Annotated in this window: 9 protein-coding genes; 4 read left to right on the top strand and 5 right to left on the bottom strand. The window is 36.6% G+C overall.

Annotated features, from left to right (window positions below; all coding sequences use genetic code 11):
- Window positions 1-208: 208 nt before the first annotated feature.
- From M0P98_05395 to M0P98_05415, 5 genes are all read right to left on the bottom strand, one after another.
- Window positions 209-2,356, bottom strand: a complete 2,148-nt coding sequence (locus tag M0P98_05395; protein ID MCK9266297.1) for a hypothetical protein — start codon at window positions 2,354-2,356, stop codon at window positions 209-211.
- A 128-nt stretch (window positions 2,357-2,484) separates the two neighbouring features.
- Window positions 2,485-6,483 (bottom strand): LamG domain-containing protein, encoded by a 3,999-nt coding sequence (locus tag M0P98_05400; protein MCK9266298.1) that lies wholly within the window; start codon window positions 6,481-6,483, stop codon window positions 2,485-2,487.
- 31 nt (window positions 6,484-6,514) lie between these two features.
- The gene (aspA, locus tag M0P98_05405) at window positions 6,515-8,020 is read right to left on the bottom strand and encodes an aspartate ammonia-lyase (protein MCK9266299.1); all 1,506 of its coding nucleotides are present in this window, start codon (window positions 8,018-8,020) and stop codon (window positions 6,515-6,517) included.
- 104 nt (window positions 8,021-8,124) lie between these two features.
- Window positions 8,125-10,044 (bottom strand): hypothetical protein, encoded by a 1,920-nt coding sequence (locus M0P98_05410; protein MCK9266300.1) that lies wholly within the window; start codon window positions 10,042-10,044, stop codon window positions 8,125-8,127.
- A gap of 299 nt (window positions 10,045-10,343) precedes the next feature.
- Entirely contained in the window at window positions 10,344-11,006 is a 663-nt protein-coding gene (locus M0P98_05415) for a 4Fe-4S binding protein (GenBank protein ID MCK9266301.1), read from the bottom strand.
- 452 nt (window positions 11,007-11,458) lie between these two features.
- On the opposite strand from M0P98_05415, the gene M0P98_05420 reads away from it, so the two are divergent.
- From M0P98_05420 to M0P98_05435, 4 genes are all read left to right on the top strand, one after another.
- Complete coding sequence (locus M0P98_05420; GenBank protein ID MCK9266302.1) at window positions 11,459-12,619, top strand: hypothetical protein; 1,161 nt, start codon at window positions 11,459-11,461, stop codon at window positions 12,617-12,619.
- Between the two features lie 516 nt (window positions 12,620-13,135).
- Window positions 13,136-14,941: an amidohydrolase family protein gene (locus tag M0P98_05425; protein ID MCK9266303.1), complete on the top strand. Its 1,806-nt coding sequence runs from the start codon at window positions 13,136-13,138 to the stop codon at window positions 14,939-14,941.
- Window positions 14,934-15,716: a 3-ketoacyl-ACP reductase gene (locus tag M0P98_05430; GenBank protein ID MCK9266304.1), complete on the top strand. Its 783-nt coding sequence runs from the start codon at window positions 14,934-14,936 to the stop codon at window positions 15,714-15,716. The genes M0P98_05425 and M0P98_05430 overlap by 8 nt, the downstream gene beginning before the upstream one ends.
- A 32-nt stretch (window positions 15,717-15,748) precedes the next feature.
- Window positions 15,749-16,633 (top strand): SMP-30/gluconolactonase/LRE family protein, encoded by an 885-nt coding sequence (locus M0P98_05435; GenBank protein MCK9266305.1) that lies wholly within the window; start codon window positions 15,749-15,751, stop codon window positions 16,631-16,633.
- Window positions 16,634-16,664: the final 31 nt, after the last annotated feature.

The raw sequence follows: 16,664 nt of genomic DNA on the forward strand, positions 1-16,664 counted from the left end.
ACGAATTACGAGGTGCTACTACAACTCAAGCAAGAATCGGGCTGTTAACAAAAGGTTCAAGCCTTTTGTTCCCCTACTCTGAGCCTGTTGAACCCTTCGGAGACGCTCTTTGTGCAGAAGGGTGAGTTCTCAGAGTGCCCGATTGTGGCGTAGAAGGTGTATGCGCCGTAGTACCAGAGTGAGTAGACACCACATACTTTTTTACCACTTATTTACCAACAATAGGTTCTTTTGTAAAAGCCGATACTCCTTTAAGGTTCCCGTCAAAAAAGAAGAGAGCTCGAGTATTTTTATCTAACTCTGGTGCACCTGTTTCTGGTACAAAATCCTCATTATATCTAACCCTATCAGATATCCTAAGGTTGTCTATACTTCCCTCCAAAGGACCAATAATTACATTTTTTTCTTGGGTAGAAGGGTTAAAAATTCTCCATCCATCTAAAGGAACAAGAAAAGGTTCTCTTATCAGCCCTCTTGTATTTTCAAGTTTTTTACCATTTACAAATATATTAAACTTACCTTCTATTCCATCTGCAGGTTTTTGTATCTCTCCTGGCTTTGGTGGCATAGGAGTTGTTCTTAGTTGATCAGGACCTCCTAAAGCCAACTCAGAACCGCCTCCTCTTAAGAATCTTACTGCAAGTATGTTTTTTCCTTTATTGACCTTAACTGTAACAAGGTGGTTCCATATAGAGAAAGGAAAATAAATATTGCTGGTTTCTGTTGAATCGTGAACAAGTTTTCCGTTTACCCAAGCTTGCATCCACCAGTCAGCGCCCATTCCAAATGTAACTTCTTGTGCTGTTGCTGAGTTAAAAGTCAAAAATATATAAGCGCTCTTTCCAGTAGGTTCTTTTTTTAACATATCGGGAAAATCATAGAGCGTGTTTGTTACCTCAATATCTACTCCTTCTAAAGTTTTTCCTTCAACAACAATCTTATCAGGGTAAGAATTTAAGACAGAGGTAGGTATGAGTTTGTCTGATGTGTTGACAGGTCCAAATATTCGCCATTTATTTGGCCAATCAAGAGTTCCTTTAATTTGAAGTGTAGAAGGTAATTCAACTGGCACCTCAGAGACCTTCATTATATCCCAAGTATAAGCAAGATGTACCCATTGGTTATATAAAAAAATGTTGTTTTCTTGTCTACCTATATTTGATATACCTATATTGGTCTCATCAGTTAAAAGTTGAATCTGTAAATCGCTATAAAAGTTTCTATTCCAATGTTTTCCACCATAAAGATAGTTAAGATTTATGTGAGGGCTTCTTAAAAATTGTTTTATAGTGAAAGGTGTTTTAGATATAGGTAACTCACAACTTGACCAGTCTGGTTTGAACCAAAACTCAATAGTTCCAGTATTTTTAGGGAAGAATGTATAACCGCCTTCAGTAATACTTTTTCCTCTATCAAAAGAGACGGCTTTGTTGCCAGATAAATTTAATGCGCTTCCAGTTATACCTGGGATAAATTTTAGAGAGTTTCTTGTTGATAATTGAGGGTATCTCTTTAAGGGAAGTTTCTTGCTGGGTATAGGTAAACGTTTAGGGTCACCAAAGGAGACAATGGGTTCCACGTTGAGAAGCCTTGCAAAAGATGGTGGGGAAACTCCAAGAGTTTTGCTTCCATAAAAGGCAGGTTCAATACTCCAAATTCCTTCCTTTCTTTTTACTGGGATAGTTACAACCCCTGTTTTATTAGAGGAAGCATTTAAAACAATTTCTCCTTCTGAATTTTTTATTGTATGTGGTCTACCCAGTAGTAGTTCAAGGTTTCTTATATTTGCAGGGACATAAAAATAGTAAGGTACCCCTTCTTCAAGGTTGGTTAGCCCACTCTGTTTCATAGCGGACCAGAATCCATCAGGACAATATAATGCAATCTTATCTGTGGAAGAGGTTTTTACTACCAGAGATTCGTTTCCTTCTAATGAAGCTACATACAAACCTGTGTCTACCTCTGATAATATTTTAAGTTCACAATTATACAATTTTTTATTAGGCTCATCTGACCATAGAAGACCTGTTTTAACAGGGCTGGCAGTCTCTTCTTCGATTTTAAATGTGGCACCTCCAATCTGTCTATTTTCTTCTAAAGGGTACTCGTAAACTCTTGCTTGAATATCCGTTCTATAAGTGAGAAAAGATATGTTGATAACTGTTTCCTTACCGGCGTTATGCTGAAACAGGACATATCCAGGTGTTGTATCCATTGATTTGACAAGCATCGAAGAAGTTCTTTTAGTTGAGAGGATGTTATTATTGTCCTTAGAGAAACCGTTAACGGTTGAGAATATGAAGGCTGATAAAACAAATAACATTACACTTTTCCTTAAAAACTTTAATCTTTCCATTTTCTTCTCCTTTGCCCCTTTTTATCCCGAGTATCCCCGAAGGAACTATCCCGACAGTTTTTTAAGGGGCTTTTTTCGGGTGGGATTTACCCTCATTTGTTTTTAAAGTTCTAATCAACCAAGGTTGTTTATTTTGCTTCCATTGGTTCTTTTGTAAAAGCCGACACTCCTTTAAGGTTATTGTCAAAATCAAAAAATACCCTTGTATTCTTATCAAGCCCATATTTTTTTGATGGCTCAAAATCTTCTGTATACATAACCCTATCAGATACTCTTAAAAGGTCCATACTTCCATTGAAAGGCCCTAAAACAATCTCTTCGTTTTTATCATCGGCAAGTTTAAACAATGTGGTTCCTGCTACTTGCTTTATTCCATAAGGAGTATTTTCTGTAAGCAGTTTTTTGCCATTAACAAAAATGTTCATTTCTCCTTCCATCTTTTTTGCGCCTGCTTTTATATCCCATATATACGCAAGATGTACCCATTCGCCAGATTTGAAAAATTGTCTACCTTGAAACCCGGCAGCAATAGACTTTTTCTTCTCTTCTATTGCCCACATCCTTAATTTACCATAGATGTTATTAAAATGTAGCACACTCCAGTACCAATGAGAAAGTTTTATATGTGAACTTGTTAAGAAAGGAATATCAATAGTTTGAGTCATTTCGATTGGTATTTCCCAAGTTGTCCAATCAGGTTTAAACCAAAACTCAACAGTTCCTTTCTCAAAAGGAAAATATGTGTAACCTCCTGAATCGACAGGGTCTCCTTTTGAAAATTTTAAAGTTTGTTCTCCTGATAGTTTTATCGCTTTACCTGTTATCCCTTCCGAAAACTGTAGGTTTGTCTCTGTGGAAGGAGAATTAACTGATACTCTTTTTTTAGAGACACCTGTTATCCCTTCTGGAAAAAAGTCTGGAGTTCCAAAAGTTATAACAGGTTCAACGTTTAACAATTTTATAAAGAAAGGAGTGGAACCACCTTTTACAGAAGGAGTAAAGAATTCAAAACTCCATATACCCGTTCTACCTTCTGTTGGAACAACAATTTTCCCAATATTTTCATTTGACCAATCAATAACAATAGTTCCGTCTGGGGCTTTAAGGCGTGCAGGACGCCCAATAAAAACTTCAAGTTCTTTAAGATCTTTTGGCACTTTAAAGTACGCTGGTCTAACTGCTCCTGCTCTACCGTATCCTGAACCTGCGTGGTTACCAACACACAATGACCAGAAACCTTCCGGACAATATAACGCTGCTTTATCAGTATTTATTTCCAGAAGTGTAAAAGTATCTTTTTCAGAAAAAGATAATAGGTATAAGCCACTTGCTACCTCTGAGGGAACCTCAAGGTAAATATGGTATTTTTTATCAATTACAGGAAATTCATTGGGTCTATCTGTATAATATTTTCCTAACGGCATCATCTCTTCTACTTCTGTTTTTATACCTGCAACAGGTCTTTGTTTTTGCTGTTCTGGGTAAGGCAAGATTTCAAATTGTATATTTTTTTCTTTTGTTTTAAGGTATATACTCATTTTTGTCTCTTGACCTTTAGTATGTTTAAACAAGATTTTTCCTGTGGGGTCATTCATAGGTTTTACTAAAACAGGTGTAGTCTTTCCGCTCCACCCTTCCTTGTCAAGAAACTTTAAAGCTGTTGGCATTCCAATAAAAGGGTTATGGTACTCGTGGTGCCCGATACTAAAACCAGAACGAGGTCCAGGAAATGGCGTGTGTATATATAGGTTAGGCCACTCGAGCGGATTTGCAGGTTTTTGTTTTAGTTGTTCTGTAAGCGGGTTCAAACTTGTGTAATATAACATATCTCTTACAGTCTGTTCAACAACCTTTTTATGTGTTTCTTCCCCGGTGAGCCAGTAAGCGATAGAATGAGTGAAAGCGTCATAATTCTTGTAAGAAATAGGAGCTTGCCTTCTATCAAACCTATATCTCTGGTCAAGAAGTTTTAAGAACGCTTCTTTTGCAAGTTCATCTTTTGTTTCAAGGTAATACTCCAAAATATTGTGGCTTGCTCGGTGGTCTTTATACATTGGACCGTACCCTGCAAAAAAGAGACGTAAACCGTTTTGGCTATCCATATCAATGGATTCAGTTGCAACTTTTTTAAGAGCGTTACCAACGTCCTGGTTCCAATCCAAAATAAAAAAGGTTAAAAGAGTTCTTAATCCGTGTGCGTGCCGATCTCCAACACCCTTTTCTTTCCATCGCCAACCATTCTTTTCGAAAGAACTTCTTGCAAGATAAATCAAATCGAGAGATTGTTCATCACCAGTAAGGTAATAGTTAAGTAACCAATGTCCAATATCACCAGCATTAATAAGCCAAGGGTGAGACCGGTCGCCCCAGAAAAATGGTAATAACCTTGACTGTCCTCTTCCACCGGGTGTGGTGATAAAATCTCCTTTAACCTTCCCTGGCGAACCTGGCGCATCCCAGTGTGCAAGGTACCAGTCTCCTGTGAAACGACTAAAACGATGTCCATAGTCGTAATACCTTCTTTCACCACTCCTTGCCAGATGTCTCCAAGGTTCTCTCCTAACTCCATATTCTCTTAAACTTGATAAAGCATGAAAGGTTGACATAGGTTTACCAGCAGCCTCTGTATAACTTCTGTCTGGGTAACAACCCCACGCAATATATCCCATCATTGGAAACGCTTTTAAAGGTAAAATAAATCTTTCCCAATAATCCGATATAAGAGATTCTTCTATGGGGAACTTTTTAGTATCTTTATGTAGCATAGGGTACCCCATCGCTTCTGTTTCACATAACCATTTATGGTCAGCAAAGGCAAGAATTTGCCTTGAAGATGCAGTGGCTACTTTTTCTACTGCAAAAGCATTATATTCTCCTACACGGGGTAAGAACCAAATATCGTGTGTTCTTGCTGTACCTTGAGCGTTACTTTTGATGACGTCAAGTTCTGAATCTTTTTTTAAATTCAACCCTATTACTGCCCAGGTTTTAAAATAATCTTTTACAAGAGTTTTGGCTCTAAAATCGAGTTCTTTACCGCTTCTACCTGACCATAAAACAGCCCTTGCGCCACGTTGCCCAAAAGAGATTTCTTTGGGGAACCTTTCTGCCAACCAAGGCATTACAAGTGTTATCCCGTAATTACCATAATCGCCATAACCCCAGTCGCCTGCTGTTTTTGTTTCAAGGATTGTTGTATCTTTGTTGTTTAGACTTCGTCCAAGTATTGCCTGCTCCTCTCTCTCAGCAAAACGTGGATAATCGGTCTGTAGCATATATGTTTCACCAGAATCATTTGTTATTCTACTAACTTGGATACCTGTTTCAGGTGTTCCGAGAGAAAAATATGTATTTTTTGGTTTTTCAGGTGTTTTGAACTCAAGCCCATAATCCTTAAACCATACCTTGTTTGTGTCTTCTGTAAATATAAGTGTGTGTGTTATCCTAACATAAGGTACACCTGCAGTGAAATATAACCATATATCTGCCCGCGCAAGTTTCTCTCCTGAAGTGGTTACATACCAGCCAGAACGTTTAATTGCTAAACGGTTGGGACCTTCCTTAAGGAAAGTATTTGTTATTTCAGATGCCTCCCCTGATACTCTTGCTTCTCTGTTGGAATTGTCTATCAAGTAGGCACCTGCGCCAGAGTTTTGCAATAACTGTTTTTTCTCTTTACCAGCAATAAGCCAACCTTCATCTGGCAGAAGTTGATTTTTATCAAACCTATATATTGCAACCCCTGTATTTACTTCAAATCCGTCATTGGGCAGTTTTGTTACTTTTAAAGGGTTAGGGTATCGCCCTCTGTTGATACCTTCTCCAAATTCAACCCTATAATTACCTTGTGGGGATGCAGTAAATCCTGCTAATGCCCACCTAATACTGCCATCACGCCAGGTTGCTGCTACATCTATCTGAGAAGGCACTTCTCTCTCTCCGCTCATTATTCTTATATTTGAAGAATCTGTAAGTTCTCCTTCCGGAAAAGAAATGCTTGCCAGAATAGGCCAAGAGGTGTTAAGGCCTGAAACGTCATTGATTTTTATAGGAAACTCTCCTGCTTTTAATTTAAAACTAAATAAGAGAAAAAATATAATAAGAAAGCACTTCCTTATCTTCTCCATTTTAACTCCTTTATTTGTTTTATCCTGGCTTTTACCGTTTTTTACTACTTTTTTTTACAAGTTTTTTTGGAGCAATCATATTTTCTGGTTTAAGCAACTCTTCAAGTTCTTCTTTTTTAAGAAGTTTCTTCTCCAGAATAAGTTGGTATATCCCTTTATTTGTTTCACTGGCTTCTTTAGCAAGTTTGTTACTAACATCATAACCAAGAACAGGGTTAAGAGCAGTTAGTAGCCCAATACTGTTATAGACCAACTCTTTACAACGCTCTACATTAGCAGTGATACCGTCTACGCACCTTGTTTTAAGGGTATCCATACCATTTTTCAAGATATCTATCGATTCAAATATGCTCTGAGTGACAACAGGTAACATAACATTTAGTTCAAGTTGTCCTGCGGCAGCGGCTAAACTAACTGTAAGGTCGTTACCAATAACCTTGAAAGCAATCTGGTTAACAACCTCTGGTATTACAGGGTTAACCTTACCTGGCATAATTGAAGAACCCGGTTGCATTGGTGGAAGGTTTATCTCATTAAAGCCAGCTCTCGGTCCTGAAGAAAGAAGTCGTAAATCATCACAAATCTTACTCAATTTTATGGCTGTTCTTTTTAAAGCAGAAGAATACATCACAAAAGAACCAGCGTCTTGAGTTGCTTCTATAAGGTTTTTTGCACTAACAATCTTAAGTTTTGTTATCTCTTTTAAATAAGAAACTACCTTTTTTGCGTACCCTGGGTCTGAGTTTATACCTGTTCCAATAGCTGTTGCACCCATATTTACTTCAAGAAAAAGTTTTGCGTTTTCTTCTAACCTTAAAACTTCTTCTTCGAGAGTAACAGCGTAAGCCTCAAAAGATTGCCCAAGAGTCATAGGGACAGCGTCTTGCAACTGTGTCCGACCTATCTTTATAACAGAAGCAAATTCTTTACCTTTTTTTCTAAAAGATGAAATTAATTCCTTAAGAACATCTATAAGTAGTTGGTTCTTCTTGATAATTGCTATTTTTGCAGCAGTCGGATAAACATCGTTGGTAGATTGAGAAAGGTTTACGTGGTTGTTAGGATGACAAAATTGATATTCCCCTCGTTTTTTTCCCATTATTTCAAGAGCACGGTTAGCAACCACTTCGTTGGCATTCATATTTGTGGTTGTTCCAGCTCCGCCCTGTATCATATCAATAGGAAAATGGTCATTCAATTTCCCTGCAATAATCTCATCGCATGCCTTAACAATGGCATTGAAGACGGGTTTTTCGATTAGTCCAAGGTCATAATTTGCTTTAGCAGCAGCTTTCTTCACTATAGCAAAAGAACTTATCATTATAGGAAAAAAGTTTAGAGTGATACCACTAATATTAAAATTTTCAAGCCCTCTCAAAGTCTGTATTCCATAGTAGGCATCGTTTGGTACAGATTTTTCACCCAGCAGGTCTTTCTCTTTTCTAACAGAACCGCAACTCCTTTTATCGGGTTTAACGCTTGTTGTTTTAGCGGAAATACTCTTTTTTACTGCCTTAGCCTTTTTTTTCTTCTCCATTCTTTTCCTCCATCTTAATGTTAGTTAACTACTAAATTTATAAGTCCATTTTTATAAACACTATTTTGTATTATAATACTTAAAACGGTAATAGTCTAAAACTTTTAGAACCAAGCAACAAAAGCGGATTTTTTAAATATAAGGTTTAATAGTGTTTCAACTACCATCCAGGTAATATGGCTTAACACAACCCCAAGGAAAAAAAAGACGCTTTTTCTGTATACATTTGTACCGCCGAACTTTAGTATAAGACCTTTTATCAACCAAGCCAAAAAAATGGCAAACCACCACCTCCTCAAGCAAGATGAATCTGATATAGGAAACCCAATATAATGGATTGGCCACCATAAAAATTTTGAATGTAAAAAAACTAAAATACACATAATAAGAGCGCCAAAACCCATAAAAAGCCATCTCGAAAGCACTACCTCTGAGGCTATTGGGGACTGCAAATTAGGTAAAATAGAGTTGGCAACTTCATAAGTAAGTCCACCACCAAAAATTCTTTCACCAAACCAAGTTCCAACTGTATTTAAAGCCCCTATTTTATATGCAAGGTGGATATGAGTCCAGGCGGAAGCAAAATAAGAAACAAAAATAGCAGTTATAATCCCTACAAATAGAAAGCGTGGAGAAATAGTGGATTCTTCTTGTAATTTAAGTATATGACCTGTTGTTGTCATAACAGATGTTCTCATAGTTACGCTCCAACTGTGTTGATATCCTATAGCCATATAACCGCTATCTGTAACAATATTTGGAGGGAGAAGGTTGGTAGTGTACGCGGATGCAGTACACTGAGTTTGAGCAGACGGTAGCCCTGTTTGACAAACTATTCTTGTTAATCCAATAAAAGTGACCATAACAAAAAGTAGAAAAATAAATGATACTATCCAAGGCATCCCAATAAATTTCAAAATTCCTGCCATAAGGATAAAACTTATTATTGCTCCCCAAACAGATACTTTGTAAGGTAAAATTTCACAGGAATCGTCTATGTTTTTATCTCCTGTAAAGGCTTTGCGGACACACATCCCTATATGTTTTCTTGCACGCCAGAACAAAAAAATTACAAGAACTATCATCGCCCCACCGCCCTGAAAAGTGCTTGCAGCAGTACGTCCAGCAAGAGGTGGGTTCATCCCAGGAAGCCGAAACCCCATTATATTGAACAAACTGTTTTCGGCTGTTGCAAGAATAAGAAACAGCCACAACGAAAGAGAGACACTTCGAGGTATAAGGTATGAAAATCCAAGTATAGGAAAGTCAGGGTTTAAGACAAAGTAGAACCCAAACCGTTCAGAAAGAATCAACCCTTTCCTTAAATTGAGAAGAACTTGCCCTGTTATTACAAGAGAAAGCCAGTTAGAAAGGAAAAATAGAAAAACAAAAATGAATCCTACCCAAAAAAAACCTTCTTTAAAAAGTAGGGGTACTCGGGTACCTTCTTCTTTTTTTACCATTTCGAGAGGTAACACCATTAAAGGATATATAAGCCGTTCTTTTTCAATCCATTGTTTTCTAAATATTGACATAATGCAGATACTTAAAAAGGAGAATGTTAAAACAGTTAAAAAAGTAAAACCTAAAGGTTTGAACCAAGAAAAATATGGAATGGTAGCCCCTGGTGGTAGCCCTTCAAAAAACCATTTAACAGAGTTTGGGTCTTGGACAAAGAGTAGTGGTTTCATTTTTGAGAGGATAAGTTCTTCCCATTGGTTGGCAGAGGTAGCAAAATATTTTAATCCTGCAACTTCTGCAATAACAAAATGCATAAGCCCATAACTTGGTAATATAGAAGCAGATGAAACCATAACAAATATTAGTAAAAGTTCAGATTTATCAAATTGGAAAGTTTTAGTTATACAGGATAATATAAGGATAAAAAAGATAAGAAATATTGCCGCTGGTGCCCAGTATTCCCAACCAAACCTACCTGGCAATCCTTTAAAAACAAGGTATGGGTCTAAAACAGCAGTAAATATAGAAAATATAATACCAAGAATAAAGGCACGTTTTTTCATATTTTTTATGATGATAACATACCGTGGACATTGTATAATTCTGTTTGTTTTTTTAATTCAAGTTATATGAAACTTTATAATATATGGCTTATATTGTCAAATTTAATTGCTCCCCTACCCTTACACATTGGATATATTAATCTGCCATTTTACTGTAAAATTTAAAGAACGATAATAATAGAATTTTTTATTTTCTATCATTCCGCCTTTGTGAAGACAAGAAAGCAACCTTCGTATAATACTCCCAAAAGAAGTCAAGGTAAGGAGAACAAGGACGAAAAAATAAAGGTATTAACCGTTTAGTTTTTTATAAGTGCATCTTTAGGGCAAACCTCTACACATAAAGAACATCTTAGACAATCTTTCTCTAAAACTTCATTTATACCTTCAGAGGCAAATCTATATGGTTTTAGTTGGATGGGGCAAACTTTTGCACAAAGTTTACATTGGACACATTTTGTAGAATCGATCTTTAAAAAAGGTTCTTTTATGCAAAACCAGTTAGATAAAGAACCTACGGGACAAAAAGAACACCAAGTTCTCTGGTGAATAATTAAAGACAAAACTATACCTACAAGTGTAACAGCAGTCAAAAGAGTTACAAAAAAAGTTCCAATATTTTTAAAATCTGGAACCCTTTTTGATATTTGTAGACTCATCATAAGCATCATTAAGACAAGTATAACAACCCTAAACCAAAAACTTCTTAAAAAAACGGGTATCTTTTTTTGTGGGCTTAAAGGTTTGCCTGCTACATCAAAAAAACTTCCTCTTGGACAGTAATAGTTACACCAAATCCTACCTTTAAATATTCCTAAAAAAATGCCTAACAACATACATAAAGGCACAAGATACCCTATAGCAGGGTATATCCACCCTCCTGCAATTACCAATAGGAAAACAACTGTTATGATAATCTGTTTTTGACGTCTTCTTTTAACTAAGTCTTTGTATCTGCTCATAAGTTTTCAATAAATTTAAAAGGGTTATAAATAAGTTCATATTAAATCATATTCAGCAACATTTTACAAAAAAACAAAATCAAACTCTTTTTTACACCTTGCTTATCATTGTGCCGTTGCAACTCCCTCGGGGGTACTCGGGATAAATCCGGAAGACAATCTTTCCTTATTTGCCTTTCCCCTTGAGGAGAGGATGGAAAGTGAGGGGTTCTTTTGTCTTTTATGTATTTATCCTTCCCTTGTCATTGCGAAGGTATGTCTGCCAAAACCAACCTACGTTAAAATACAAGCTTCGGCGGGTAAACCTCAAAGGATAGAAGGCAAAAGTGGGTGAATGACACCCCACACGCCTTTCTTTTATGTATTTATTTTTTATTGTGTTACCCTAATAATAAAACTAATTAAAAAATATGCTAAAATAGTTAAGATTACAAAATATATAGGAGATTTAAATGGTTATAGGACTTATAAAGGAAATAAAAAATTTTGAAACGAGGGTGGGGCTTTTACCTGAACAAGTAAAAATATTGAAAGAAAGTGGGCATAAGGTTTTTGTTGAAAATGGCGCAGGAGAAAAATCTGGCTTTACTGATGAAGAGTATAAAGTTAATGGAGCGTTGCTTGCAACAAAAGATAAAATATTTAGTAGCGCTGATATGATTATAAAAGTCAAATGCCCTCTTGTAGAAGAATATAAATATTTACAAGACGGGCAAATATTGTTTACCTACTTACACTTTGATGAGAATATACCCCCTGAAAATATCAGTCAGATAGTCGCAAGTGGAGTTACTGGTATTGCTTATGAATGGGTAGAAGAAGATGGGGATTTTGTCCTGCTTCGTCCTATGAGTGAAATAACAGGTGTTCTTTTTGCTTTGCAAAGTATGAAGTTGTTGATAGAAAAAAAGGGTGTTCTACCTGTTGGGCTTTTAGAAGGTGTTCAGCCCCCTACTGCTCTTGTTATAGGTATGGGAAAGGCAGGGACTAACGCTGTAAAAGTTTTTCTTGCGAACGGGATGAATGTAGTTATTATTGAGAAAGATGTTGCACATTTAGAAGAACGAGGGCTCAAATTTGTGGGGAAAGACCTGTGGAACCGAACAGCAGATAGGCGAAAGATAATTGAGTTTGATAACATAAATCCACAAAATACAATTGATAAGATAACTGGGCTTATGAGTATGTCTGATATTCTTCTTAATTGTGCTGTTAGAGGAAGTGATTTACCAAAATCTAAGGTGGAGTATTTGGTTACTCGCCAGATGGTTTCCTTGATGAAAAAAGGTAGTGTTGTGTGCGATGTAACTGCTTGTGATAAAGATTTAATAGAGACGGCTGTTTCAAGTGAAGAACTGTACAAAACTTATGAGGTAGAGGGTGTTGTTCATTATAATTGTGACCATATACCATCGTTGGTGCCAAATACGTCTTCACGTCTGTTGTCAGAAAAAACTTTCCCATATATAAAACTACTTGCCAATAAAGGTTTTGTTAATGCAATTAAAGAAAAAGAATCTCTATTTAAGGGTGTGATGTGTTATGGAAAAGAACTTGTTCATAAATATTCTGCTGGTAAAAAAAATATGTCTTACAAAGAACTAAAAAAGTAAGAGGTGCCTATTCACTCTGGTACTACGGCGCATACATCTTCTCGCTTTTGCCCTCTACCCTTGTGGGAGAGGGATCAAGGGTGAGGGGGTCTTTATGCAGGCGAGGAATAACGAAAGACGTAATGATAAAAAATTAGCCCCCCCTTTATGTCATTCCGGACTTGATCCGGAATCTCGCTTTTTACGTTGTGCCTATTCCCAACGTGGGTTAAGTGAGAGATCCTGAAACAAGTTCAGGATAACAAACTGGGGCGTTAAGTGACAAAACGAGGCGTTCAAAAGGCAATGCGTCCCCCCATTCCGTCTTTTGTAGTTTATCTTGCGAGCTTTACCCACCGAAGCCAACCTACGCTAAAATACAAGCTTCGGCAGGTATACCTTGGCGTAGGTGGAGGGGCAGTTAGCAGGCTAAGAGAAAACGAAAAAAAAGGCAAAAGCAAGGAAAAATACGCGGGATTGCCACATCATTAGAAGCGTTCCGCGCAATGCCACAAAACGGCAATAAAAGGGGAGAATATGAGAAAATATGATATATTAATTAAAAATACCTCAATAATAGATGGTACAGGGGCATCACCATATACTGGAAGCATTGGTATTAATGGAGAGAGGATAGTAGAGGTTGGCAATATAAAAGGTGAAGCAGAAAAGGTAATAGACGGTACTGGTTTAACAACTTGTCCTGGGTTTATTGACTCACATAGCCACGCAGACCGTTCTATTTTGAAGGACCCTTATGCTTCTAATCTTATTAAACAAGGTATAACTACTTTTGCCGGTGGGCAATGTGGCTCAAGCCCAGCTCCAGCTAAAAACAAAGAATACGCTCTCTGGTTTATTCAAAATACAGATATTGAGAGTAAAAATCTTTGGCAGACCTTTGAGGAGTTTCTTGATTTTGTTGAAAACAATCGGCTTACCCCAAATTATATTCCTCTTGTAGGACACGGTACAATAAGAAGGAATGTTCTTGGTAAACATTACGCTCGTAAATCTAACTCTGAAGAACTTGCAGAAATAGTTAATATGGTGGAAGAATCTTTTGAGAGCGGTGTTTTTGGTTTATCTGTTGGTTTAGATGCTGGTATGCCTGGACATTTCGCTGATATAAAAGAGTTGGTTGATGTTGTCAAAATCGTTAAAAAATATGATGGTATCTTTACTCCCCATACAAGACACCATCAGAACCAGTGGCACGCTAACAAGCCGTTTGAATACGGATACGGTATTTTTAATTCGCCACCCGGTGAAATTATAACAGGTAGATACCACGGGCTACTTGAAGCAGTTGAAATATCTAAAATGGCAGGAGGTCCTAAATTACACATCGCCCATATGACCCCTGCTTATCTAATACCTCAACCCCACCCTTTGTCCCTTGATGAAGCACTTGCTAAAGCAACTATTGAAGACATCATAACTAAAGCAGAAACTGAAGGGGTAGATATAAGTTACAATGTTATACCCTCAGAAAACAGTATTGGAGGCAGGCAGAGGATTATTGATACTTTCTTTCTTAAAACCTCAAACCTACCTAAATGGTTACGGGATATAGACCCTGAAACTCTTTCTAAAGAATTAAAAGATAAAAGTTTTAGGGCAAAAGTTAAAGACTATATATACTCAGGGAATATGAAGTTTTTTATGGTTCACCCCTTAACCGACCCATATTGGGCTGATGATTATATGATTCTTGACTGTAAAATTAAAGAGTATGAAGGAAAAACTTTATGGGAGATTGTAAAACAAAAAGGGCTTACATATACAATTAAAGGTGTTTATGAAGATACTTATGATCTTCTTTTTGATATTATTTCAGAAGATATTGAAGCAACCTGGACTCTTGTTAAAGATAAAAGAGAGTACGGTGCTCACCATATTTTTTTGAGTCATAACTTGGGTATTCCTTGCACAGATTATGTTCCACCGCCTGTTGTCAAAAGAGATAAAAAAGAACGTTCAACAAGTAACTATGGTACATCTCCAATGTTATCAAATATGTTTATAAAATATTTTAAGGTTATGGTAAAAGATAAGAACCTTCTTTCTCTTGAGGAGGCAGTTAGAAAAGTTACAAGTTTTCCAGCTGAACATCTTTTTGGAATAAAAGATAGAGGCATTATAAAAGAAGGGGCTTTTGCTGATATTCTTTTAATAGATTTTGATAACCTGATTCTACCTAACGACTATAAAAACCCAGAAGTTAGTTCACCTTCAGTAAAATATGTCATTATAAACGGTGGTATATCTTACGAAAACGGTTTTTTGACAGATTTAAAAAAAGGGAAGGTCTTAAGAAAAAGGAGCAAAAACAATGGATAAAAAGGTAGCTCTCATAACCGGTTCATCGAGAGGTATAGGACGAGGGATAGCAATACAACTTGCTAAGGAAGGGTTTCATACAATAATTAATGGAGTTAAACCTATAGATTCTTCTAATATTTCAAAAGGTGCTTTTGAAGTGTTAAATGCCGTAAAACAGGTAGGTGGAACATCAGATTTTATTCAAGGCGATATCTCAAAAGTTGAAGATAGAGAAAAAATTTTGGGTTTTATTGATAAACTTGGCAGAATAGATTTGCTTGTCAACAACGCTGGTATTGAACCACCGTTCCTTGATTTTTTAGAATCTTCTGAAGAGAGGTATGATTATATAATGTCGGTCAACCTTAAAGGACCTTTCTTTATAACTCAACAGGTATCAAAAAAGATGATTACGTATCTTGAAACTAAAAAAATCACAAAAGGTAGGATATGTTTTATAACCTCTGTTCAAGGGTATGTAGTAACACGAGGGGCTGAATATTGTATGACAAAAGCTGCTTTAGGTATATTATCAAAGGTATTTGCTAACCGACTTGGGGAGTACGATATACCTGTGATTGAAATAAGCCCTGGGGTGATACATTCAGATATGACAGCCCCCCATAAAGAGAAAACAACTAAAAAGATAGAATCAGGAAGGTTGATAACTAAACGGTGGGGAGAAGCAGAAGATGTGGCTAAAGTTGTATCTGCTTTTGCAAGGGGCGACTTAGATTATTCTACAGGAGAACGTATAGAAGTTGGTGGTGGGTTGGGTATTTCTCGTTGGTAACGACTTTTTTCTTACAAAGGTGGTAAAAAATTATGCAAAACTCTAAACTTGAATGTATATTTGAAGGTATTTGCCATTTAGGCGAAGGTCCATTGTGGAATATTAAAGAAGAGAAACTCTACTGGACTGATATATTTAACAAAAGGATATGGGTTTATGACCCTTTTAAAAATGAGAGCAGAATTTTTTGGGAAGGAGATGTTATGGTAGGCGGTTTTGCATTCACAAAAAGTGGGAATATGGTTTTATGTGCAGAGAAAGGAGTTTATCTTTTAAGTCATAACACAATTAAAGAAATACACCATATCCAAATGGAAAATAACGAATTTTTTAACGATATCACAACTGACCCACAAGGAAGAATTTTTGCTGGTACTCTTACAAGAGGCGGTGGGACAGGCGCTTTATATATGATAGAGAAAGATAAAAAGCCTATAAAAATTCTTGACGGTATCTCTTGTAGCAATGGGATGACTTTCTCTCTTGACCTTAAAACTTTTTTTCATACAAATACAGGTAAACAGAGGGTCACTGCTTACGATTATGATGTAAATACCGGCAAAATTTCTAACCCAAATCTCTTTTATCAAGGAAGCAAAGAAGACGGTTTCCCAGACGGTTTAACAATAGATGCTTTAGGTAATATTTGGCAAGCGTTTTGGGGTTCGTTTACTGTTCGCAGAATCTCTCCTAAAGGGATAACCAAACAAGAGATAAGAGTCCCTGCAAAACAACCTTCAAGCGTTATTTTTGGTGGAACAAATCTAAATTATCTATATATAACTACTGCTTGTCAAGGTGCTACCAATCTTGAAACAGGTATGGACGAGAAGAATAATGTTTTTCTTGGTGGGAAAGTTTATAGATATAAAACAGATACTTCAGGTAGAGCGGAATGGTATGCTGATTTTGATTAGTAGAAGATATAGTATCCTTTTTTTGCAAATT

The organism is bacterium (assembly GCA_023230585.1).
Lineage (GTDB): Bacteria > Ratteibacteria > UBA8468 > B48-G9 > JAFGKM01 > JALNXB01.

Coding starts and splice junctions, on each gene's coding strand:
- M0P98_05395 (MCK9266297.1), bottom strand. CDS start 2,356: ATGGAAAGATTAAAGTTTTTAAGGAAAAGTGTAATGTTATTTGTTTTA.
- M0P98_05400 (MCK9266298.1), bottom strand. CDS start 6,483: ATGGAGAAGATAAGGAAGTGCTTTCTTATTATATTTTTTCTCTTATTT.
- aspA (MCK9266299.1), bottom strand. CDS start 8,020: ATGGAGAAGAAAAAAAAGGCTAAGGCAGTAAAAAAGAGTATTTCCGCT.
- M0P98_05410 (MCK9266300.1), bottom strand. CDS start 10,044: ATGAAAAAACGTGCCTTTATTCTTGGTATTATATTTTCTATATTTACT.
- M0P98_05415 (MCK9266301.1), bottom strand. CDS start 11,006: ATGAGCAGATACAAAGACTTAGTTAAAAGAAGACGTCAAAAACAGATT.
- M0P98_05420 (MCK9266302.1), top strand. CDS start 11,459: ATGGTTATAGGACTTATAAAGGAAATAAAAAATTTTGAAACGAGGGTG.
- M0P98_05425 (MCK9266303.1), top strand. CDS start 13,136: ATGAGAAAATATGATATATTAATTAAAAATACCTCAATAATAGATGGT.
- M0P98_05430 (MCK9266304.1), top strand. CDS start 14,934: ATGGATAAAAAGGTAGCTCTCATAACCGGTTCATCGAGAGGTATAGGA.
- M0P98_05435 (MCK9266305.1), top strand. CDS start 15,749: ATGCAAAACTCTAAACTTGAATGTATATTTGAAGGTATTTGCCATTTA.